Here is a 21,830-nt window from a genome sequence, read left to right as displayed (position 1 = left end):
CTCATCATTCGGTGTCTACCTCTTAAGAATTGGCGGCGGATGAACGTCCACCCGGATGGTTGGACCGTTCGAAACTCAATCGTCCGTGGGACAACGCATGGAGTCAATGTGTCGGGACTGGAAATCCGCCCTGTGGGGGAGGATCCAAGGCGTTGGAGCTCAAAGGACGGGCGGTGGACGCTCTGGGTTCTTTCCGGGAGGACAGGTTGTGCGGGAGTCGCGTCCTCGTGTTGGAGTCCCCAGCCCCATGCCGAGCGTTGCTGACTTCATCGAGGAACATCGCGCCCACCTGGTCCAGCGGTACGCCGAGGAGGTGGCCAAGCTGGACTCCGCCCGCGGCCTCTCCGTCTATGAGCTGACGAACACGTTCCCCGAGTACCTCGACACCCTGTCCGCCAGCTCGCGCCGGGGCGACCGGGGAGACACGGCCCGGACGAAGCGACGGTTGGAGGAGACGCACCTCTCCTTGCGCCTGCGGCTTGGCTACAAGCAGGAGGAGGTCACCACCGAGTACGCCATCATGGGGCGCCTCATCGCCGGCCTCTGGTCGGGGCTGTCGCGCGAGCAGCAGCCGTCCCCGGAGGACACGGCCCTGCTCTTCGCCGAGCTCCAGGAGGCGATGGACTTCGCCATCGCGCTCTTCAGTGGCTACACCCTGGAGGACCGGCAGAGAGAGAAGCGCACCCTGCGCCGCCTGGACGCGCTCTCCCCCAAGGCCCTGGAGCCGAGCCGCGAGCCCGCCGCCTTGAGACGGCAGCTCACGCCCCTGGTGGAGGTCATCCAGGAGGCGATAGGCGCGAGCGGGGCGGAGCTGTATCTCGCGGATGCGTCCGGTGAGCGGCTCTTCGCGATCACCGCCACGGGGAGCTGCGAGAGCCACCCGTTCAGCGCTCCGGTGGCCCTGTCCCCCGCTTCCTTCCTGGGCCAGGTGGCGGAGTCCGAGGAGCCCCTGCACCTGCCGGATGCCGCCAGCGCCTTGAAGGAGACCACCGAGGGGCTGTGTTCCTCGCGGCTGCGCTCGCTGCTGGGGTTGCGGCTCTGGCCCCATGGCAAGCTGCTCGGGGTGCTCTACGTGGGCCTCGCCGAGGTGCGCTCCTTCGAGCCCCAGGCGCGTCGCTACTTCGAGACGCTGGTGGAGTACCTCTCCGGCATCATCGACCGGACGCTGCTCTTCGGGCAGCTGCACGATGCCAACACCCAGCTGCGCGAGAGCGAGGACCGCCTGCGCCTGGCGGTCATCGCCGGGCAGCTGGGCACCTGGGACTTCCGCCCCGTGACGGGGGTGCTGCACTGGGACGAGCGGTGCAAGGCCTTGTTCGGCCTGCCGCCGGAGGCGGAGGTGACGTACGAGACGTTCCTGGCGGGACTGCACCCCGAGGATCGCTCGCGCGTGGATGCCGCCGTGCAGCAGGCGCTGGAGCCGCACGGGCGCGGCGAGTTCGACATCGAGTACCGCGTGGTGGGGCTCCGAGACGGGCAGGAGCGCTGGGCGCGGTCCATCGGGCGGACCCACTTCGAGGAAGGGCGCGCGGTGCGCTTCATCGGCACCGTGCAGGACATCTCCGCCCTCAAGCAGGCGCAGGAGTCCCTGGAGCTCAGCGAGCGGCAGTTCCGCACCCTGGCCGATTCGATTCCGCAGATCGTCTGGGCCGCCCGTCCCAACGGCCAGGTGGACTACGCCAACCAGCGGTTCGCGGAGTACGTCGGCAAGAGCGTCGAGGCGCTCCTCCGCGACGGCTGGGAGAAGCTCCTCCATCCCGACAACCTCCCCCTCGTGCTGGAGGCCTGGAGGCGGTCCATCGCCACGGGTGAGCCCTATCAGGTGGAGCAGCACCTGCGACACGCGGAGGGGACCTACCGCTGGCACCTCACGCGCGCCGTGCCCGTCCGGGACGAGCAGGGACGCATCATCCGGTGGGTGGGCACGAGCACCGATATCGATGAGCTCAAGCGCTCCGAGGCGGAGCTGCGGCGAACCGCGAGCTTCGAGCAGCAGCTCATCGGCATCGTCAGCCATGACTTGCGCAACCCCCTCAACGCCATCACCCTGTCGGCGCACGCGCTGCTGCGGGGCGAGGAGCTCACCGCGCGCCAGGCCAAGTCGGTGGCCCGCCTCGTGTCGTCGGCGGAGCGCGCCACGCGGATGACGCGGGATTTGCTCGACTTCACCCAGGCGCGCCTGGGCGGAGGCATCCCCATCGAGCGCAAGCCGCTCGATTTCCAGGCGGCGGTGCGGCAGGTGCTCGAGGAGGTGCAGGCGGCCCACCCCGAGCGGCTCATCGCGTTCGACGGGAGGGGAGACCCGCGAGGCTCCTGGGATGCGGACCGGCTGGCCCAGGTGGTGACCAACCTGGTGAACAACGCCCTGGCCTACAGTCCCCCGGAGACACCGGTGCGGGTGGAGACGCGCGGGGAGGAGCGCGAGGTCCTCTTGTGCGTCCACAACCAGGGGCCGCCGATTCCGTCGGACATGCTGCCCTTGCTCTTCGAGCCCATGCGGCGCGGCACGGAGCAGGGGAGCGCCGGTCGCAGCATCGGGCTGGGGCTCTTCATCGTCGACAGCATCGTCCGCGCGCATGGGGGGCGCATCGAGGTGCGCTCCGACGAGGCGACGGGCACGACGTTCACGGTCCACCTGCCGCGCGGCGCTCCCGGGGGGTGAGCCCCGCTTATTCGAAGCGCACCTCGCGGCGCTCCCAGTGGATGCCGCCGCGACCGTCGCGAATGACGACCCAGATCGTCGCCCCCGCGTTCTTTGTCGGTGGCTCGCGCCACTCTGCCTTGGGCCCGATGTTGTCGGGTGAAGGGTCCCTCGGGTCCTTCTGGTCCGTGCGCCCACGGCGGAACGAGCCCGCGTCGGAGAACCAGTTGAACCGGAGCCGCTCGCGCTGCGTCTCAGGCTCCCCGCTCAGGCCCCGCTCCTCGTAGAACTGGGCCTCGGCCTCGTCGAAGATCGGCTCGATGTCGTGCTCGCATACCCGCACGCGGCTGCCATCCTCCGCCTCCACTTCCTTCCGCTCCTCGTCCGGGCACTCGCCGTACCTCAGCACCCGCGGCACATCCGGCAGCCACTCCTCGCCGTTGAGCATGAGCCGCTGGAGCACCGGGTTCCGGTTGGCCTCCTGCCCCTCGGGCAGCAGCGGCGTCACCGCCACCTCCTTGATGGCGAACAGCTCTCCCTCCCCCGAGCCGACCTTGAGCTGCACCTGGACCTGCGGCGCGGGCACGTCGCGCCCCGAGGCCAGCACGCCCACCACCTCTGGGGGCAGCGGAACGGTCTGCGAGACGGCGGACAGCGGCGCCTCTCCGCTGGCGAGCAGGACGGTGGCCTCGCCCTCCGGACAGCGGGAGTCTCCCGCGCCGCTGGCGAGATCAACCACCATGCACGACCACCAGTGAATCTCTGTGACCGCATCCGGCGCGCTCGGATCCACGACCAGCGCCCGGGCCTGGACGAAGGCAGGCAGCGCGGCGCCTCCGGCCAGCTCCGGGGGCTCCACCTGGATGGCGAGGATCCGCCGGTCGGTGACGTCGGTCGAGCGGGCGAAGTCGAAGGAGCACGCCGGCAGGGCCAGGAGCGCGGCGAACAGCAGGGTCTTGCGGGCAGACATCAGAACTCTCCCTTCACGCCGAAGGTGGGCAGCAGCGGCAGGCCCCGGAGCGGGGCGTTCTCGCGGTAGCGGTAGTCCCAGAGCACTCCCTCCGGGTTGGCGGCGTTGTAGATGTTCTGGATGTCCAGGTACGCCGAGAGCCGCCAGCGCTCGAACGTCCACTGCCGCTCGGCGCGCAGGTCCAACTGGTGGAACGTCGAGCCGCGCGCCGAGCCGGGCACACCCTCCAGGGGCACGTACCGGCCCCGGTCCGCGTCGAACGTCGAGCCGATGATGGGCGTCTCCGGGCGCCCCGTGGTGAGCCGGAAGCGCGCCCCCAGCTCCCACCCGTTGTCGAGCTTGTAGGAGCCCACCAGCGTCAGGATGTGGGACTGGTCGAACTGGACCGGGGCGTAGAGCTTCGCCTCCTCGTCGAACTGCTCGGAGCGCGAGAGGGTGTAGGCCACCCAGCCGTAGAAGCGCTCGGTGAGCTCGTGCTTGAGCAGCACCTCCATGCCGTACGCGCGCCCTCGGCCCGCGTGGGTGTAGAGCTCGGGCACCCGCTCGCCATCGCGCTCCACGAACTGATCCGACGAGACGACGAGCCGCTGCCGCCAGTTGTAGAAGCCCTGCATGTCCAGCAGCACCGCGTCGGTGAGCTTCCACTCGAAGCCCGCCACCGTCTGGTGGCTGCGCGAGAGCCCCAGGTCCGGGTTGCCGAACACCGTGTCCACCTGGCCCGGCTGCGGAGCCTGCCGGTAGAGGCCCCACGCCGCCTTCGCGGTGATCAGCTCGTTCACCTCGAAGCGCGTGGCCAGGCGCGGCTCGAGCGAGGGGTGCCAGCCGCTGGGCAGCCGGTACGCCTCGAAGCGCAGCCCGGGGACGAACTTCAACCGCTCGATGGGAGACCACACCGCCTCGGCGTACGTCGCATAGGAGGCCATGGGCACGTCCTGCTCGCGGGTGACGGGAGGTGGGTCCTCCTCGCCGGGCCCGGCGACTCCCGGCACCTCGAGCTTGAGCGTGTAGAAGGTGGCGTTGACGTCCACGCCCGCCTCGAAGGAGAGCGACTTGGAGAACTCCTTCTCGGCGGCGCCGCGCAGGTTCAGGTCGCGCGAGTTCAGCCCGCCCTCGAACTGGTCTCCGATGCCGATGTTGTTGACGGTGAGCCCGACGGTGGGCGCCAGCGACAGCCTCCAGCCGGACTCGGTGGGCCGGCTCCAGGCCAGCCGCAGCCGGTGGAAGGACTGGTGCGTGTCCAGCGAGAAGGGCTGGGTCTCCTCCGAGCCGGTCTGCGAAACCACCAGCGTGTCGCTGGAGCCGAAGGCGACGACCTCGAAGCGGTCCTTGCCGAGCTTCAAGTCATAGCGGGCCTGGTAGTCCCAGTAGTACGGCGCCACCGCCGTGGAGGCCGAGCCGGGCTCGCGGAAGGCCTCCAGCACGGGAGGCAGCAGCACGTCGATGTAGCTGCGCCGCGCGGCGAGCGCCAGCGTGCCCCGGTTCTTCGTCTGGCTGAGCGGAGACTCGACGTAGAAGCCCGCGTCCAGCAGGTCGATGTCCACCAGGCCGTGGAGTCGCTTGGGCTCGGGGGGCCGCGTCCCCACGTCCACGATGCCCGCGATGGCCCGCCCGTACTTCGCCCCGTAGGCCCCGGGGAAGAAGTCGATCCGGTCGATGATGGACGGGGTGATGACCGAGGGGCCGCCGGCGAAGTGGTAGAGCAGCGGGATGGGGACGCCGTCGATCATCACCTGGCTGTCTTCCGGCTGCGCGCCGCGCACCAGCAGGGCGCCGGAGATGTAGGGCGCCCGCGCCATGCCCGGCATGTTCTGCAGCACGCGCACCGGGTCGCCGAAGGTGCCCGGCACGCTCTGGACCTCCTGCTTGGCGAGCGTGCGGCGGGCGACCTCCTTCTTCTCCCGCGCGCCCACCACCACCGTCTCGAAGCCGTTCTCCACCTTCTTCCAGATGTAGGCGGTCAGCTCGGTGACTTCCCCTTCGCGCACCTCCTCGACGGTGAAGAACTTCTTGTGCTTCGGCTCGGAGATTTCCACCCTGAGCCGGCCCGGGGTGACGCCGCGCAGCTCGAAGTTGCCGTCCGCGTCCGTCTCCGCGGAGAGGTTCTGCTCGGGCAGGTACACCGTGGCGTTGGCGACGGGGTCTCGCGTTCCTCGCTGGACGACGCGCCCTCGGAAGTTGATGGGCTTCTCGACCTCGGCGGTCGGCGCGGTCGGCGGCGGCGGCTTCGGCTCGAAGTGGTAGGCGTATTCGATGCGCACGGGGGCGGGCTTGCCGTCCACCTCGGCCGGGGAGAACTCGAGCTGCAGCACGGCCTCGCGCGCTGCCGCGTCGAACTCGGCTCCAGCCGAGCGCGTCACCTCCGCCTGCGTCACCTTGCCCGTCTCGTCGATGTCGATGAAGAAGACCACCTGGGCCGTCTCGCCTCGCGCGAGTGCCTCGGGCGGGTAGGTGGCCTCGACGAACTTGAGCACCTCGGGGGCCTTGGTGAGCTGGGGCGCCGGAGGTGGAGTTTCGGCCTCGGCGGCCTGCTGCTCGCTCGGGGGAGTCGCGCCTTCGTAGGCGCTGGCGCTGCCCGTGAGCAGCACTCCGAGCAAGAGGAGGTGCCGCGAGGCGTTCCTGGGCACACGAGTCCTACGTGTGGAGGGGGGACCGAGCAGAGGATTCATAGGTAGGGGAGCACGCCCAGGGAGTTCCGGCCGGCTCCCGCTCGCTCGGGGGGAAATGGTCGATCATTGATTCTCACCCGTCAACACTGTTGGGGCTCGTACGACCTGTCCCTCCGGTCATCACCCCGACGTGCGTCTGGATGCTTAAGTCCTGAGAAAGCGAGGTGATTCCATGAAGCTGTCTGTCTTTCGCAGGACGTTGGTGGTGGTGGGTTTCCTGTGCGCGGGCTTTCTCCTCCACGCCTCGGCCGCCGAGCCGAAGAAGAAGGTCTCCGAGGCGAAGGCGAGCCCCGGGCTGCCCGCGCCGGACTACCTGCCCGAGAGCGCGCGGGGCTTGCTGCGCAAGAAGATGGAGCGCCACGGGCAGGATGCGCGGGACCTGATGTTCGGCGTCGCGTTGCTCCAGTACGACGTGGCGCGGGCCACCGCCCTGCGCATCTCCGCCGAGCCTCGGCTCGTGCGTCCCATCGCGGGGGGCGAGGATGATCTGAACGCCCTGCTGCCCGAGCGCTTCTTCGTCCTCCAGGACGAGGCGCGCACGCGGGCCCAGGCCGTCGCCGCCGCCGCCGAGAAGAAGGACGACAAGGCTCTCGCCGAGAGCTATGGCCGCCTCATGGAGACGTGTGTCGCCTGCCACGCGGCGTACCTGAAGCGACAGTGAGGGCGGGAGTCTGAATGGCACTCTGGACGAAGCTGAAGCCGGAATGGGAAGCGGGGGTTCGCGAGCAGTTGGAGCGAGACCGCCAGTGGCTGTTCGGGCCTGAGGGCGAGCGGCTCCTGTCGGCGCTGCGGGAGAAGTTCCCAGGCCTCGCGAAGGCCTACCTCGTTTCCCGCATCCCTGATCAGGGCGAGGACCTCTACACGGTGGTCGTGGGCCCTGACCTCATCGCCTTCGTCGAGCTGGACAGGTACGAGCTCGAGGCCGAGCCGGTCATCACGACGCAGTCCGCTCGGGAGTATCGGAAGCGGCATCCCAAGCCGGGGAGAGAGATGCGCGAGGGCCTGGAAGTCGCGGTCCAGTTGATGAGCGAGTGAGATGGACTGCCGAGGCCGCTTCGGTGGCACTTTTGCCAAACCTGTCTGATGTCGGACAGGTTTGTGCCCTACCCAAAACCGGTAGCAGCCACTCAGCAGTGCCAGGGGACGCGAGCCGTTACACAGCCACTGTTGGGACTGTGGCGGGGGCGCGGCGCATGGGCTGGGCCTTGCCGTAGGTCAGCGAGCGCCATAGCCACTCGGCGGGGCCGAAGCGGAAGCGCGCGAGCCACAGGTGGCTCAGGGCCAGTTGCACGGTGAAGATGCCCACGGCGAGCGCCACGCACAGCGCGGGCCCGGCCTTGCCGAAGAGTCCCAGCCCGTATCCATAGAAGAGCAGGACGCTGCTCACGGTCTGGCACAGGTAGTTCGTGAGCGTCATGCGGCCCGCTGGCGCAAGCACCGAGAGCCAGCGTTGCCAGTGGGGACGCTGGAAGAGCAGGGTGAGGCTCGCCACGTAGAAGGCGCCCAGGCCCAGATCGCCCAGGTGCCGCAGGGGCGTTGTGATCAGGGGCAGCCAGGGCATGCTGGCGGGATCCAGCACCTTCTGTGCGGTGAGCTGGCGCACCACCAATCCGGCGCTGGTGCCGAGCACTCCGGCCACGAAGCCCCAGAGCAGCACCTTGCGGAAGAGGCGCTGGTGCTGAGAGGCATGGTGGAAGAGCCCGCTGCGGCCCGCCAGCAGGCCCAGCAGGAACCTGCCCAGGACGGCGCACGTTCCGAACAGCATGGGCTTGAGGATCTCGTGGAGGTAGTAGGTGGCGCTGGCGCTCAGCACCTCGAAGTAGCTGCCGCTCGTGAAGGCCTCCCACGTCTGGGTCCTGAGGGCCGTGGCGCGCTCCGTGGCTTCCTGGGTGGCGGCGGCCGTGGCCTCCGCGGAGCCCAGGAGCTGGGGGAAGCGCTGGATGGCCAGGATGGCGATGGGCACCAGGAAGATGAGGACGGCGGCACAGCTGAGCAACGCCTTGTCCGAGCGGCCTCGGAACAGGAGCAGCGTGAAGCCCACGAGCGCGTAGGTGGTGAGGATGTCGCCGTGCCAGAGCAGGAACAGGTGTGCGAGGCCGAGGCACAGCAGCACGCCCAGGCGGCGGGCGTAGAGTGGGACGATGGAGGCACCCCGCTTCTCGGCACGTCCCATCTGCACGGCGAAGCCCAGGCCGAAGAGGAACGCGAAGAGGGTGATGAACTTCCCGTAGACGAAGAACTGCGCCGCGTGCCGCGCCACCGTGTCGAGGAGGGACTCGTTGTCCGCGAGGGCAGTCTGCTGGGCGCGGGACAGGTAGAAGCGGCCGCTGAACCACATGAAGACGTTCGACACGAAGATGCCGCAGAGCGCGAAGCCTCGCAGCGTGTCGATGAGGACCAGGCGCTCGCCGCCATCCATCGGTTGAGACTCGGAGGGCGATGCGGAGTCAGGAGATGGAGAGGCGCTCATGAGCTTGGAGAGCGCATGGTAGGCGAGCCGCGACCTGGAGGGTAGGATGTGCTCAGGGGACGTGCGCGTCTCGCGAGAGGAGAAGTCGGATGTCTGGTCGTGAGATGGAGTGGAGACCGGATGCACTTCCCTCTGGCACGGAGATAGGCGGCTGGCGCGTGGAGGGTCTGCACGGCCGAGGCACCTACGGCACGGTGTATCGCGTGCGGAGTGTGGAGCCTGCGGAGGCGGGGTTCTTCGCGCTGAAGCTTGCGCACTTCCCCCTGGATCCGCGCTTCGAGCGAGAGGGGGAGTTGCTCTCGCGCATTCGACACGACCACGTTCCGAAGCTGAGGGAGCGCGGTTGGTGGAGACGGCCGGGCGGGGAGCCGTACCCCTTCCTGGTGATGAACTGGGTGGAGGGCGTGGAACTGTACGCGTGGGCTGCCGAGGGCGAGCGCACCAGCCGGCAGATGATGCGGGTGCTGGCGCAGCTGGCCCGAGCGTTGGAGGCCACGCATCGAGCCGACGGCCTGCACCGGGATGTCAAAGGGGAAAACGTGCTGGTGAGTCCCGAGGGGTTCGCGACCCTGTTGGATTTAGGGGCCGGGACATTCACGGGAGCGCGTCTGGTGACGCGGGAGACACTGCCTCCAGGTACCGAGCCGTATCGCAGTCCCCAGGCACTGCGCTTCCTGTGGGCCAGCTACCGTGACCCTCGGGCTCACTACGCGGCCACTGAGGCGGATGATGTGTATGCGCTGGGGGTGACGGCCTACCGAGCGGTAACGGGGCGCTACCCGCCGCCCGGGACGGACCTGGGTCGGGCCGTCGATCCGACACGTGCGCCGCAGCCTCCGCTTCAGCCGCCGAGCGCGCTTGCCACCGTGTGCCCGGAACTCGATCTGCTCATCTTGCGGATGTTGGCGGACTCGCCAGCGGAACGAGGCAGTGCGGCGGAGGTGGCGCTGGAGTTGGAGGGGGCGGCGCACTCCGCGGGTCGCAAGGCGAATGCTTCCATCGCTCCACGTTGGCACGAGGTAGTTTCCGAGAAGAGGGCACGCAGAGGCCGCCGTTTGCGCCAACGCCTCATCCTAGCAGGGCCTTGGCTCGGAGGCGCCATAGGAGGCGCCGCTCTCACTGCCCTGACATGGTGGGTGGTGCATCCATGGGAGGGACTATCTCAGGAGAGTCAGGCGGTAAGCACCGCCGCCGAGGAGGACGAGAGTCCGGTGGCGCTGGGAGACACCATCTCTCTGGTGCCTGAGGCACTTGGAGCGCGGCGAGCTCAGCCCACAGGGATCGGGCTGGAGATGCCCAAGCGGCCCTTCCCTGGACAGAGCCTTCCCCCATGTGACCGAGACATCGAGGTGGAGATCGAACTGACCCCTGGCAAGAAGGAGACGCGGAGTTGCTGGGTCCATGTCTACGCGTCTGACGAGAAGTGCAAGGTGAAGGGCTACGAGTATCGAGGCGGATGCTACCTGCCGATCTATCCGTCAGCTAAACTGCCGCAGTCCCTGAAGGAGTAGGGCGGTGTCCGAGCAGTACCGTGCCCATACACGACTCTCAATGAGCAGAGTTAGTCGCCAAGCTAGACTATGATGACGTTGGGAGTAAGGCTGCGGGTGTCGCTCAGGACCTTGTGCTGAGAAGCGGCACTTCCTTCCAGTGGTCCTCGATGGCAGCCTTGAAGGAGTCTGGCATCGGTAGGTCTGTTCTCAACGTCCTCCACTCATCGCGTATGCGGTCTACCATCTCTAGGACGATACGTTCGACCTCGTCGGGGGAGGCGCCGCTCTTTTCAGCGAAGTGTCGGAAGGCTGGAAGATTCACTTCCCTGTATTCGCGGATGCGGACCAGTTTTTGAGAGAACCTTGCCGAGCGGAATCGCTCATAAACTTGGGTCGAGACGAGATCGTATGCTGGAGAAAGCTGTGCGTGTACTCCGTCCGGGTAAACGAGTGACCAATTCTTCAAGTGAGCGTCCGAGTTACCGCTGGCCATCATGAAGACAAGTCGTCGCACGAACTGCTCGAAGCCATGGAGGTCAGGGAGGGTAACCAGCAGTCGCCCGATGTGCTGGTAATGCCGCTCCTCATCTTTCTTCTCCGGCGGTAGATCGAAGACCTGCGCCATGTCTTCGATGTGGATACGTCCACCTTCTTTAGGCCGATCGAAGCGCTGGATGACATAGGCGTAGCCTGACGTTCGTGCCACGCTTGGTGGGAGTCCTTCGACTCGCTCCATCGGGAGGAGTTCTACCTCTGGCACGTCTATGCCGCATGCACCCGCCCAGCACATCATCGAGTACTCATTCTCGGGAACATAGGGAATGTCTGGGTCGGGCAGCTTGACGATGACGTTACCGCCTCGACCACCGGAGGGGTATGTGAGGCGCTTGCCTTGGCGAACCATGGAGAACTTGAGCTGGGCCCCTGCCAGCGAGAAACGCATTACTCCCTGCTCTCTGGGGCGCGCGGGCTCGACTTCTTCCGCGGCAGAATGCATCAGGGGCTGGCGCGCACGGAGGACGACCGCGCCGGGTAGATCTTCTCCCAAGGCGGAAATCAACGCAAACTCATGGTGGCGCTTCACGCCCAGTTGATGTGCGATCAACCCACGTAGGTGACCATCCGGGTCTGGGAGTAGGTTTGAGAAGAAACTTGGCAGGGCATAGAGCTTGCCCGCATACGTTGCTCCTGGATCGTCTAAGAAAGACTGGCTCATTACGGGACGAGGGCTCTGCTCCAGGTACTCGGCCGTGAACCGAAAGGCTGTCCTCCCGTTCTGCTCCTCGCGAAGCTCTCCCACGAGCAACTCGTTCAGGAAGACGTCGAGAGTCTGCTCCTTGCTCATTCGTTCGCCTCGGCAATTAAGGCCGCTAGGGACGGTCGATCCGTTTCCCCCCACCGGGCGCGTTTGGATACGTAGATTTCGACATGGCGCGCGAGAGCTTCCGTTCGATGCGCGAAGAAACCTTTCCAATCCCCCCTGGCCAATGCAACTCTCGCATGCTCGGGCACGATGTGCCCTGAAAGACGTTCTGAGTGCGACTGGGCAAGCACTTGGAGAAGTTTCTGCAGAGGGACACCCTCTGTCCCTCGGTACACAAACCTGTTGGCGAGCGCGCCGGGTTCTATCTTCATTCCCAAGGGGCTTTGCAGGAAGACGCGTGCGAAAAGTGAAGGCCCCTGATCCAGAAGGAGCGTCTCGATATCCAGGGGAGTTCCCTGATCAAGATCCACAGGATCTTGGGCGAGCAGAGCAAGTGCGGCCATACGGCTCTCTGCTGTCCTGGGATCGAAGCGCGTGCTGATCGAGAAGGAAGGCTTCTCGTGACTTACAAGGGTGAGCAGTGCTTGCACACTTTTCTCTTCGTTGTCCTGGACGATCGCGCGCACAGCGGCGCGGAGCGGCGGCGCTCCACCACGCAGGGTCCCCGCTGCAGAGGTTCGCCAAAGCCATCGTGCAAGCAAGTCCCTGGAACGGGGCCTAGGCTGAGGAAACCAATCGAAGAACCGCACGAGAGGAACTACCAAGAAGCTGTAAGGCAGCAATCGCACATGAGGAATTCGAGCGTCCTTTTTTAGGAAGATGATGGTTCGACGTAGGGCCTGAGTAGCCTTGGCCATTGCGCCACGCAGGCTGTCTTTATCAAGGGAGAGTTCCTTCACCGGCCTTGTCGGATCGACACCCTGCACAACAAGCACTGTTTGTCTTAGCGGAAGTTCACGTGCGTCGCCGAATCGAAGGTCCGCGAGAGCTGCGGCCATTTCGTCCAGTCCCTTCGGAGTTTCTCCGGGCCGTGCTGCGTACAATGCGTGGAAGATGTCATCCTGCGTGAGCGGCCGGCCCGCGCTGTTGGTTCGCGCGAAGATTTCGCGGAGAACCTCGTCGCTGTCACTCTCCACGACGATGCCTGGGACTTGATACTCGCGAAAAGACTTCCCGAGCTCGATGGCACGGGCTTCGGTTTCTTCATTCAGTGCGTTTCCATGGGCTCGCAGCCACTTGAGCAGACGCGCTGAGTCGAGGACTTCCCACATAGGAAGCCAGTTCGGCAGAGGTTTGTTGCGGATGGCACGTCGGACGAAAGCTTCCTTTTCAAGGTCGAAGTAGAACTCGAAGTCATCCGGAGGCAAGCCGTAGTCTGGAGGAGGGTGAAGAAGGGTGCCGGTCAGCGCTGTCAGGCGCTGCTGCCCATCCACAACCCACAAGGCCTCAGCGGATTGCGGTGCATCAATCCGCACAGGCCCGAGTTGGAGAGTCTGGGCCTCTGCTGGCGTGGTGCGTTTCCAAAGCAGCAGCGTCCCGATGGGAAATCCTCGCCACACACTGTCGAGCAGCTTCCGAACGTCTGCCGCATCCCACTTCAATGCTCGCTGAAAGGGGGGGACGCGAACTTGCCCTTGGACGACGCGGTCCAACAGGGAGTCTACCATGTAGGACTGCGCAACCGGGCGCCGTGTGACCGTAGGCCTGGAGGACTTCGTCTCGTTCATCGGAACCCCGCGACTGGACGCGCACACTACCTGCGCTCCATCCTTCCTGATAACGACTGCTTGGAGAAGCTGTGCTTCAGTAGCTTCGTCACCAAGATGAACGCCCGGGCTCATCGCTTCAGCTGCGTGTCCGTTGTCCCCGCCGCTGGCGTGTCGTTCGGGCTGGTGTCTTCTTCGCGCGGGCGGGCCGGGTGGGCTTGGGTTCCTCCTGGAAGCCGGCGGGCTCGAAGAGGCGCAGGAACGGGTTGCCGTAGTGCTGGTACGCCGCCCACGTCCGCGTCCCCGCCGAGGAGGTCGCGATGTCCCGCCGCGCTTGCATCATCGCCTCGTGCATCGGCAGCACCGGGCCTCGGACGTACTGGCCGTTCCGGTACGCCAGGCCCAGCAACCCCGCGTAGAGCGTGAGCGCGAACTGCCTTGCCGCGTGGTCCTCCACCGGCCACGCCGTGCAGACGAAGTTGGATACCCCTCGCTCGAAGAAGGACTCCGCGAACGTCGGCGCCAACCCCACCGAGCGCAGGTCCGCCCGGTCCGGCGTCTTCCCCGACTCGCACGCGTTGGAGAAGACGAAGGAGGGCACCCGGTCCAGTCTCTTCAGCTCGTTCGCCGTCAGCCGCTCGGCTCGGCTGAACACCCAGCCTGACGCGCTTGGATCCTTCTCCTCGTAGACGCAGTGCCCCGCGAAGTGCAGCACGTCGTACGGCTCGGTCCGCATCAACAGGTGGCGCAGCACGTTCGTCCGCGTCGCGTCGTGCGGACCAAACAGCTTCACCACCTCCACCCGGTTGGGCCCGTCCGTGTATACCCGGTTGAACTGCTCGAACAGCTCCGCCACCTCCAGGCCTTCCTGCTCCGCTCCTGGCAGGTGGTCGTCCTCGGCCGGGTCCGCTACCACCAGCACCCGCAGCACCCGCCTCGGCGGCGGTGGCGGCTCCGGCGGCGGCGCGAACGTCGTGCGCAGCTGCCGCGTCAGCCCCCGGCTCGTGCCCAGGAAGAGCTCCATCGCCGCCTCCGCGTTGTCCGCGATCGCCTCGGATGGCACCTCCGCGTCCGATTGCGCGATGGCCTCCCAGTGGATGCGCGCCGTGGATGCGTCCAGCATCAGCACCACCGGGTTCTCCCGGTGCCGGTAGAACTCCTTGCGCAGGTCCGGCGGCACCAGCAGCCGCTCCAGGAACTGGCCGTGGTAGAGCTGTTTGGCCGTCGTTCGCTCCGCCGCCAGCTCGTCGTTGGCCTGCATCACCAACAGCGGATCAATCGATACCTCCCGCTCCGGAATGGCTGCTCCCTCGGTGATGGCGCCGAAGCGGTAGATCTTGTTGGCCAGCGCCAGCGTCACCCGCGTAGGCACCGGGTTGCGCTCGGCCGGTGGTGGTTCGTTCTGCTCCGTGCCCGCTGGAGGCCGCAGCTTGCGGCGCAGTTCTTGGGGCGAGAGCGGCACGAAGTCCAGCTCCAGCCTTGGGTCTCGCGCCAGCCGCTCCTTTTCGGCCTCCAGCGCCTCCTGGAGCAGGCGGGCCTTGTCGGCGTCCACCTCCACGAAGGTGATGCGCTCCAGCAACGTGCGGTTGGCCCCCGCTGTCACCTGCTGCAGTCCTCGCACCCACGCGCGCACCGCCTCCTTCACCTGCAGGTTCCCTTCTCCCGTGCCGATCAGCACCGTCGCCAGGTGCTTCTTCCCCATCCGACTGAGCGACCAGAACAGCTCGCGCACGGTGACCGTCAGCTCCGGCATCCCGAAGCGTCCCGGCACCCCCATGCCCGCGAGGACGATGAGCCGCCCTGGTGAGCGCGGGTCGTCCACGAAGAAGGGCTGCCCCAGGTCTCCTCGCAGCACGCCTCGCTCCGAGTATTGCGTCAGCAGCAGCTCGGACTCCGGCAGCCGCGTCAGCGTGCGGCCCTGGCGCTCCAGCAACGCCCGGCTGATGGCCTCGTCCAGCGCGCGCTCGGCTCGCTGCGGCACCACGCCCAGGTAGTGGCCCACGGAGATCGCGTCCACGGGCTGGCCCTTCCCAGGCGTCTCCTCGAAGGACTGGATGTACCCTCGGGCGATGCGCAGTTCCACGCGCACCCGCTGCGGTACCGCGCCCGTCGGGCCCTTCTGGGAGAAGGGGGCCTCCGGCGTGCCCAGCAGGGAGCCGGCCAGCAGCGTCTCGAGTTCCACCTCCTCCTTCGTCAGGTAGGGCGGCGTGGTGCCCCGCAGCGTCCGTGCCTGGAGGTGCTGCACCAGCCGCTCCACCTCCTGGTCCTGGCGCGCGACCTCCTGCTCCAGCTCCTCGCGCGCGCGACGGTCGTCCTGCTTCGAGCCGCGCTCCAGCTGGGGGAGCGTCTTCGTCAGCTGGGTGGTGCTGCCCTTGGACAACACGTCCTCCAGCGCGCGCTGCACCCGCTCGTCCAGCGCCAGCGCCGCGTGGCCTGCCTCCACGAAATAGGTTTCCACGTCCTTCAGCAGGCCCAGCGAGTGTGGCACCCGCCCATCTCCCGCCCGCGTCACCGTATAGGCGTTCGAGGACTGGAGCTGATCCACCCGCGTGAGGCCGTGCAGCGTGGGCTGGTTGTAGCCGGCGATGTAGTGCATCCGCTTCGGGTCCACCACGTCCGCCAGCCGCTCGTGGTGCGCGCGCGCGAGGTCCAGCCGCGCTTGGGCGATGCGCAGGTCCCCGTAGGTGGCTGCCTGGTACAGCGCCTTCAGGTGAGGCATCTCCAGCGGAGAAGGCAGCATCTGGAAGGTGCCCACGAAGGTGTTGAGCACCGACAGCAGCTCCACGTGCGAGTGCTTCAGGTCCAGCCGCGACAGCCAGCGCACCAGCGACTCCAGGCCGGTGATGACCTGCAGCGCGGCGAACGAGCCGTGGTTCGGCGTGCCCATCATGATGAGCCGGCCTCCCTGCGCTCCGGGCTGGCTCGGGTCCCGGTCCAACATCGTCCGCCAGCGCTGCGGGTAGGCCTGGATGAAGGTGCGCGCCACCAGCCCTCCCATCGAGTGGCAGACCAGGTGGACGGGCGCGTCCTCGGGGAACCAGGCCCGCAGCCGCTCCTCCAGCGCCGCGGCCGAGTCCCTCAAGTCCCTGCGCCAGTCGTACCAGAACGTCTGCACGTTCCAGCGCTCGGACAGCGCGAGGATCAGCTCTCCATAGAAGAGCTTCACCACGCCCGAGGGGCGCACGTCGAACTCCGGGCGGCCCTCGGAGTCCAGGCGCAGGCGGCCGATGCGGCCCCCCACCAGCCCCAGGGGGTTGACCCAGATGCGGCTCGCGTGGGTGCCTGAGTACTCGGACAGCTCGCTGCCCATGATGCCGGGCAGGACGACGACGTTGCCCTGCGCGCCTCGGAACCCGCGCCGGGTTCCCGAGCGGCGCACGGCCAGGGTGTGCAGCCGCTCGAAGCGCTCGTCACCGAAATACGACCGGAGTGCGCGCTCCTCGTCTCGACTGGGACGATAGAGCAAGGCGGCGAACTGATCCGGCTCCGAGGCTTCGACACGCGCGATGAAGGCTCTCTCGTCCAGGGTCGGCGTCATGGCCACCGAGCCTAGCGGAAGTCATCGCGCGCGGAGCATTGCCCGCTGGGATGAGTTCAGCTCTCGGCACCCTCGACGTAGCGGCGCTTGTGGTCCCGAATCTCCGCCAGGCGGAACTCTCCCGGCGCGGGGGCCAGCGCCTCCGGCGCATCTCCCGGCAGCTTCATGAGGCGCTCGTACTCCTCCACGGACACGCGCTCGCGCCGCGCCATCACCGCCTCCACGTCCGTGCGCGCCATGCGCTGGGCCGCCTGCGCTCCCACCACGCCGGAGAAGAACTCCGAGGCGCAGCCACTGCCGTAGGACAGCAGGCCCAGCCGCTGCCCGGCCAGTGCGCTGCTCTCGGCGTGCAGCAGCCCTGCCAGCGCCAGGTACAGCGAGGCGGTGTACACATTGCCCACGCGCGCGTTGAGGCTCAGCGAGGAGGCCACCTGCGCCTCGTAGCTGGCGCTCGACTTGGCCAGCTCCTCGCGCGCCTCGGCCGTCGTGGTGGCCGCGTTGGGCGCGTCCTCCAAGTCACACAGCCGCAGCTGGGTATGCGCCTTGCGCGCCATCTTGCAGAAAGGCACGTGGTAGAGGATTCGCGCCAGCTGCTCTCCCGGAGTCGTGGAGCCCCAGCGCACCACCTCGTGCGCCAGCGCCCGCTCACGCCAGCCTCGGTAGGCCCCCGAGAGCGCCTCCAGGTAGCACTGGATGGAGTAGTGCCCGTCCACCACCGCCTCGCGCCGGCCCAGCGGACGCCAGAAGTCGTACACGTCCATGCTGCACGAGCCGTTGAGCCCCACGTCCAGCGCCAGCAGGTCCGGCTGCTCGCTCACCAGCAGCGCCACCGCGCCCGCGCCCTGCGTGGGCTCGCCCGCCGTGTTCAGCCCGTAGCGGGCGATGTCCGAGCACACCACCACCGCGCTGCGCCCGGCCGCCGCTCCCGAGGCAATCCACTCCGCCGCCGCCATGAGCCCCGCCGTGCCGCCATAGCAGGCGTGCTGGGTGTCATACACGCGCATGGTGCGCGGCAGCTTCAGCAAGCCCTGGACGTGCGAGGCCACCGGCTTGGAGTGGTCCACGCCCGTCTCGGTGCCCACCACCAGCATGCCGATGCGCGAGGCGTCCACCTGGTGCGTACGCAGCAGCCGCGAGACCGCCGAGGCCGCCAGCGCCACCGTGTCCTCGCCCGGGTCGTACACCGCCATCTCCCGCGCTCCGAGGCCCGAGGTGTACTTGGCCGGGTCCACTCCGCGCGCGCGAGCGAGCTCCGCGAGGTCCACGTAACGGCGGGGGACGGCGATGGCCAGGGCTTCGATTCCGACGGGCTTCTTCATGGCGGTTGGCGGGTCCTAAAGGAGAGCGTGCTTCGTCATGCGGTGCGGCCAGGGGGGATGTTATCTAGGTCCAGCCCGAGAGGGACGAGAGAGAGAGAAAGCAGCCATGCCCAGCGAGCCCTCGCCCGCTCCGCGCGCGTCAGGCTTCGCCTACGCCATCGCGGCCTACCTGTCATGGGGCCTGTTCCCCATCTATTGGAAGCAACTGGCGCAGGTGCCACCCCTGGTGGTCATCGCCCACCGGGTGGTCTGGTCCTTCCTCTTCGTCGCAGGCCTGCTCACCTTCGCCCGGCGCTGGCCGGAGGTGAAGCGCGCGCTGAGCCAGCGCAAGACGCTGGTGGCGCTGCTCGTGTCCACCGCCCTCATCTCCTCCAACTGGTTCCTCTTCATCTGGGCCGTCAACACCGGCCATGTGCTGGAGGCCAGCCTGGGCTACTACATCAACCCGCTGCTCAACGTGGTGCTCGCCCGGGTCGTGCTGGGCGAGCGGCTGCGTCCGCTGCAGCTCGTGGCGGTGGGGCTCGCGGCGCTCGGCGTGCTCTACCTCACCGTGGGGCTGGGGGTGCTGCCCTGGGTGTCGCTGCTGCTCGCGCTCACCTTTGGTTTCTACGGGCTGGTGCGCAAGATGGCCCCCGTGGAGCCGCTCACGGGGCTGGCGGTGGAGACGGGCTTCGCCGCGCCCGTGGGGGTGCTGTTCCTGCTGCTGGTGCCCATGGCCCAGCAGGGCCAGCTGTTCGCGGGCACCGTGCGCGAGTCGCTGTTGCTGGTGGGCAGTGGCGTGGCCACCGCGCTGCCGCTCCTGTGGTTCGCCCTGGGCGCCAAGCGGCTGCGCTACTCCACGCTGGGCTTCATCCAGTACCTGGCGCCCACCGGCCAGCTCGCCCTGGCGGTGCTGGTCTATGGCGAGTCGTTCACCTCTCGCCACGCCGTCACCTTCGCCCTCATCTGGACGGCCGTGCTCCTCTACGCCGCCGACAGTGTGCGGGGTAGCCGGCTCGGAGGCACGCCCGTGCCCGTCACGAAGCCGCGGCGGACCCAGTCCGCGTAGCCCGAAGGAACAGGTGGAGACACTCGTGGCGTGGGGCCGCTTTCGTTAGCGGACAGTCGGGGGCCAGAGCGCTCCCGGCCCGCCTGCCCCTGCGACAAGGTTCGGGCCTCCATGTCCAGGGTCCAGGTCGGCTACCACGCCTCTCATGAGCAGTTTCCCCCCAGCGCGTTGCTGCGCATGGTGCGCAAGGCGGAAGGGGTGGGCTTTCGCGCCGCGCTCAACTCCGACCACTTCCACCCGTGGACGGAGGCTCAGGGCCAGAGTGGCTTCGCCTGGTCCTTCATGGGCGCGGCGCTCGCCACCACGCAGCTCTCCCTGGGCGTGGTGAACGCGCCCGGCCAGCGCTACCACCCCGCCATCATCGCCCAGGCCCTGGGGACCCTGGCGGAGATGTTCCCGGGGCGTGTCTGGGCGGCGCTCGGCAGCGGGCAGTTGCTCAACGAGGCCATCACCGGACAGGGCTGGCCCACCAAGGAACAGCGCAACGCACGGCTGCGCGAGTGCGTGGACATCCTCCGTGCCCTCTTTCGCGGCGAGACGGTGACGCACCGGGGCCTCGTCACCGTGGAGGAGGCGAAGCTCTACACCCGGCCGAAGGAGCCACCGCTGCTGGTGGGTGCCGCCATCACCGCGAAGACGGCCGAGTGGGTGGGGAGCTGGGCCGACGGGCTCATCACCATCTCCCAGCCGCCGGAGGCGCTGCGCCAGGTGGTGGAAGCCTTCCGGCGCGGTGGTGGCGAGGGCAAGCCGATGTTCCTCAAGGTGCAGGTGTCCTACGCCGCGGATGAGGCGGCGGCCCGCTCGGGGGCGCTCGAGCAGTGGGGGTCGAACATCTTCCCCAGCTCGGTGCTCACCGACCTCCGGGGACCCTCGCAGTTCGCGGAGGCCGCCAACACGGTGCGCGCCCAGGACCTCGACCGCGCGGTGCGCATCTCCTCCAGCCTCCAGCGGCACCTCGACTGGCTGGGGGAGGATGCGCGCCTGGGCTTCGATCGGCTCTACCTCCACAACGTCAACCGGGAGCAGGACGCCTTCATCGAGGCCTTCGGAGAGAAGGTGCTCCCCGCCCTGTCCCGCGCGTAGGGTCAGTCGCCGCGCGCCGGGTTGAGGCGCTCGTCGTAGGGGCGGGTCCCCGAGGGCTCCGCCGAGACGAAGGAGAGCGTCACCCCGCCCTGGGTGGACTTGAGCTTCGCGGTGACGCTGTAGCAGGTGAGGGCTGATTTGGCCTCGAGCTCCTCGTTGTTCTTCGCGTTCATCTGCTCGGAGACCGGTTCCGGTACGTCCTCGACCTGGACCGTCCCCACCAGGCCCGTGCGCTTCTGGATCGCTGGGTCCTTGGGGTCACACGGCTCGGCGTAGAGGGTTCCCGGCGAGCCCACCAGCACCCCCGAGGGCGCGACGTGCAGCAAGAAGACGCGGCCCTTCTTGGCCTTCGAGAGCTCGCGGAAGCTCTTGACCTTGGTCGCCTCGACCTTCTTCGGCTCGTCGGCGCTCGCCGGAGCCGCGAGGAAGAGGAACACGCACGCCACGAAGCACATCCACCGTCTGGACATCTGTTGCTCCTTGCCGCTTCCCATGGGTTTATCCGCCTCCGCATGCTCATCGATCCGAGACCCTCGCGGAAGTACCGCGACCTTCTCATCGTGGTGTTGGCCTGCGGCCTGACGGCCTGCGGGGGCCTCCGGATGGAGGGGCCTGGCAGTCCGGTGGATCCGCTCGAGGATGGGTGGCCCGTCTCCTCGCTGGAAGCCGAGGGCATGGACCCCGCGAGGCTCGCGGAGCTGGAGCGGAAGTTCGAGGCTGGGGAGTACCCCGCGCCGGACTCACTGCTCATCGCGCGCAACGGCAAGCTCGTGTACGAGCGCTACTGGAACGGCTTCCGCCGCGACACGCCGCATGACCTGCGCTCGGCCACCAAGAGCGTCACCTCGATGCTGACGGGCGTCGCCCTGGAGCAGAAGCTATTGCCCGGAGTGGATGCGCCCATCCTGCCTCTGCTGAGCCGGTACGCGCCCTTCCAGAATGAGGATGAGCGCAAGGGACGGCTGACCCTGCGCCACCTGCTGGAGATGCGCACCGGGCTGGCGTGCAACGACTGGCAGCAGGACTCTCCCGGCCAGGAAGAGCGGATGTACGACTCGCGGGACTGGGTGAAGTTCATTCTCGACCTGCCCATGGCGGAGGAGCCGGGCCAGTCGAGCGCGTACTGCACCGGCGGCGTGGTGGTGCTGGGCGCGCTGGTGGAGGACGCCGCGGGCATGTCGTTCCCCGAGTTCTCGCGCCGCCACCTCTTCGAGCCGCTGGGCATCACCCACTTCGAGTGGGAGGAGGCCGACGGCGGGCGCACCGACACCGGAGGCCACCTGCGCCTGCGCCCTCGGGACTTCGCCAAGCTGGGCCAGGTGATGCTGGATGGAGGCAGGTGGCAGGGCCAGCAGCTCATCCCCGAGGACTGGGTGCGGGAGTCGACCGTGGGCCGCCACCCGCTCGGGGACTCGAAGTATGGCTACCTCTGGTGGGTCAACACGTTCGGCATTGGCGACACCCCCGTGGACGCCTGGTTCGCGCGTGGCAACGGCGGCCAGTACGTCTTCGTCTTCCCCTCGCAGAGCCTGGTGGCCGTCTTCACCGGCAGCCTCTACAACGAGCCCGAGTCCGCCCTCGCCGTGGAGCTGTGCGGCCGCTTCGTCCTTACCTCCGCGCTGCGCAAGTAGA

Annotated in this window: 15 protein-coding genes; 7 read left to right on the top strand and 8 right to left on the bottom strand. The window is 67.8% G+C overall.

From position 1 onward, the window contains the following. Nucleotides 1-247 precede the first annotated feature (247 nt). A complete protein-coding gene (locus SYV04_RS07660; RefSeq protein ID WP_321544976.1) occupies nt 248-2,662 on the top strand; it encodes a sensor histidine kinase in 2,415 nt (804 codons plus the stop codon). 7 nt (nt 2,663-2,669) lie between these two features. Here SYV04_RS07660 and SYV04_RS07655 read toward each other — a convergent pair whose 3' ends face one another. Then, the gene (locus SYV04_RS07655; RefSeq protein ID WP_321544975.1) at nt 2,670-3,611 is read right to left on the bottom strand and encodes a hypothetical protein; all 942 of its coding nucleotides are present in this window, start codon (nt 3,609-3,611) and stop codon (nt 2,670-2,672) included. Beyond that, the gene (locus tag SYV04_RS07650) at nt 3,611-6,235 is read right to left on the bottom strand and encodes a TonB-dependent receptor domain-containing protein (RefSeq protein WP_321544974.1); all 2,625 of its coding nucleotides are present in this window, start codon (nt 6,233-6,235) and stop codon (nt 3,611-3,613) included. The genes SYV04_RS07655 and SYV04_RS07650 overlap by 1 nt, the downstream gene beginning before the upstream one ends. 214 nt (nt 6,236-6,449) lie before the next feature. Here SYV04_RS07650 and SYV04_RS07645 point away from each other — a divergent pair, with 214 nt between their 5' ends. After that, complete coding sequence (locus SYV04_RS07645) at nt 6,450-6,938, top strand: cytochrome c (RefSeq protein WP_321544973.1); 489 nt, start codon at nt 6,450-6,452, stop codon at nt 6,936-6,938. A gap of 14 nt (nt 6,939-6,952) precedes the next feature. Then, on the top strand, nt 6,953-7,312 hold the full coding sequence (locus SYV04_RS07640) for a hypothetical protein (protein ID WP_321544972.1): 360 nt from the start codon (nt 6,953-6,955) through the stop codon (nt 7,310-7,312). A 118-nt stretch (nt 7,313-7,430) separates the two neighbouring features. Here SYV04_RS07640 and SYV04_RS07635 read toward each other — a convergent pair whose 3' ends face one another. Continuing rightward, a complete protein-coding gene (locus SYV04_RS07635; RefSeq protein ID WP_321544971.1) occupies nt 7,431-8,696 on the bottom strand; it encodes a DUF418 domain-containing protein in 1,266 nt (421 codons plus the stop codon). A 140-nt stretch (nt 8,697-8,836) separates the two neighbouring features. Here SYV04_RS07635 and SYV04_RS07630 point away from each other — a divergent pair, with 140 nt between their 5' ends. Next, nucleotides 8,837-10,258 carry a serine/threonine-protein kinase gene (locus SYV04_RS07630; RefSeq protein ID WP_321544970.1) on the top strand — a complete coding sequence of 474 codons (1,422 nt, stop codon included), beginning with the start codon at nt 8,837-8,839 and terminating at the stop codon, nt 10,256-10,258. 103 nt (nt 10,259-10,361) lie between these two features. Here SYV04_RS07630 and SYV04_RS07625 read toward each other — a convergent pair whose 3' ends face one another. The 4 genes from SYV04_RS07625 to SYV04_RS07610 all read right to left on the bottom strand — a co-directional run bounded on the left by SYV04_RS07625 (nt 10,362) and on the right by SYV04_RS07610 (nt 18,067). Further along, the gene (locus tag SYV04_RS07625) at nt 10,362-11,585 is read right to left on the bottom strand and encodes a type II toxin-antitoxin system HipA family toxin (RefSeq protein WP_321544969.1); all 1,224 of its coding nucleotides are present in this window, start codon (nt 11,583-11,585) and stop codon (nt 10,362-10,364) included. Continuing rightward, nucleotides 11,582-13,156, bottom strand: coding sequence for a DUF262 domain-containing protein (locus SYV04_RS07620; RefSeq protein WP_321544968.1), 1,575 nt, complete (start codon nt 13,154-13,156; stop codon nt 11,582-11,584). Before SYV04_RS07620 ends, SYV04_RS07625 begins: the two co-directional genes overlap by 4 nt. 193 nt (nt 13,157-13,349) lie before the next feature. Beyond that, complete coding sequence (locus SYV04_RS07615) at nt 13,350-16,748, bottom strand: CHAT domain-containing protein (protein ID WP_321544967.1); 3,399 nt, start codon at nt 16,746-16,748, stop codon at nt 13,350-13,352. Between the two features lie 56 nt (nt 16,749-16,804). Next, nucleotides 16,805-18,067 carry a hydroxymethylglutaryl-CoA synthase family protein gene (locus SYV04_RS07610; protein ID WP_321544966.1) on the bottom strand — a complete coding sequence of 421 codons (1,263 nt, stop codon included), beginning with the start codon at nt 18,065-18,067 and terminating at the stop codon, nt 16,805-16,807. Between the two features lie 106 nt (nt 18,068-18,173). On the opposite strand from SYV04_RS07610, the gene rarD reads away from it, so the two are divergent. Both rarD and SYV04_RS07600 read left to right on the top strand, forming a co-directional pair. After that, nucleotides 18,174-19,115 carry an EamA family transporter RarD gene (rarD, locus tag SYV04_RS07605; protein WP_321544965.1) on the top strand — a complete coding sequence of 314 codons (942 nt, stop codon included), beginning with the start codon at nt 18,174-18,176 and terminating at the stop codon, nt 19,113-19,115. 111 nt (nt 19,116-19,226) lie between these two features. After that, nucleotides 19,227-20,198 carry a TIGR03885 family FMN-dependent LLM class oxidoreductase gene (locus SYV04_RS07600; protein WP_321544964.1) on the top strand — a complete coding sequence of 324 codons (972 nt, stop codon included), beginning with the start codon at nt 19,227-19,229 and terminating at the stop codon, nt 20,196-20,198. 2 nt (nt 20,199-20,200) lie between these two features. Here the strand turns inward: SYV04_RS07600 and SYV04_RS07595 are convergent, their stop codons facing one another. Beyond that, nucleotides 20,201-20,668 (bottom strand): hypothetical protein, encoded by a 468-nt coding sequence (locus tag SYV04_RS07595; protein WP_321544963.1) that lies wholly within the window; start codon nt 20,666-20,668, stop codon nt 20,201-20,203. A gap of 153 nt (nt 20,669-20,821) precedes the next feature. Here SYV04_RS07595 and SYV04_RS07590 point away from each other — a divergent pair, with 153 nt between their 5' ends. Further along, complete coding sequence (locus SYV04_RS07590; RefSeq protein WP_321544962.1) at nt 20,822-21,829, top strand: serine hydrolase domain-containing protein; 1,008 nt, start codon at nt 20,822-20,824, stop codon at nt 21,827-21,829. Nucleotide 21,830: the final 1 nt, after the last annotated feature.

It is taken from the genome of Hyalangium ruber (genome assembly GCF_034259325.1).
Taxonomy (GTDB): Bacteria; Myxococcota; Myxococcia; order Myxococcales; family Myxococcaceae; genus Hyalangium_A; species Hyalangium_A rubrum.
Note: the sequence above shows the minus strand (reverse complement) of the source record. Positions and strands in the feature narration are given on the sequence as shown.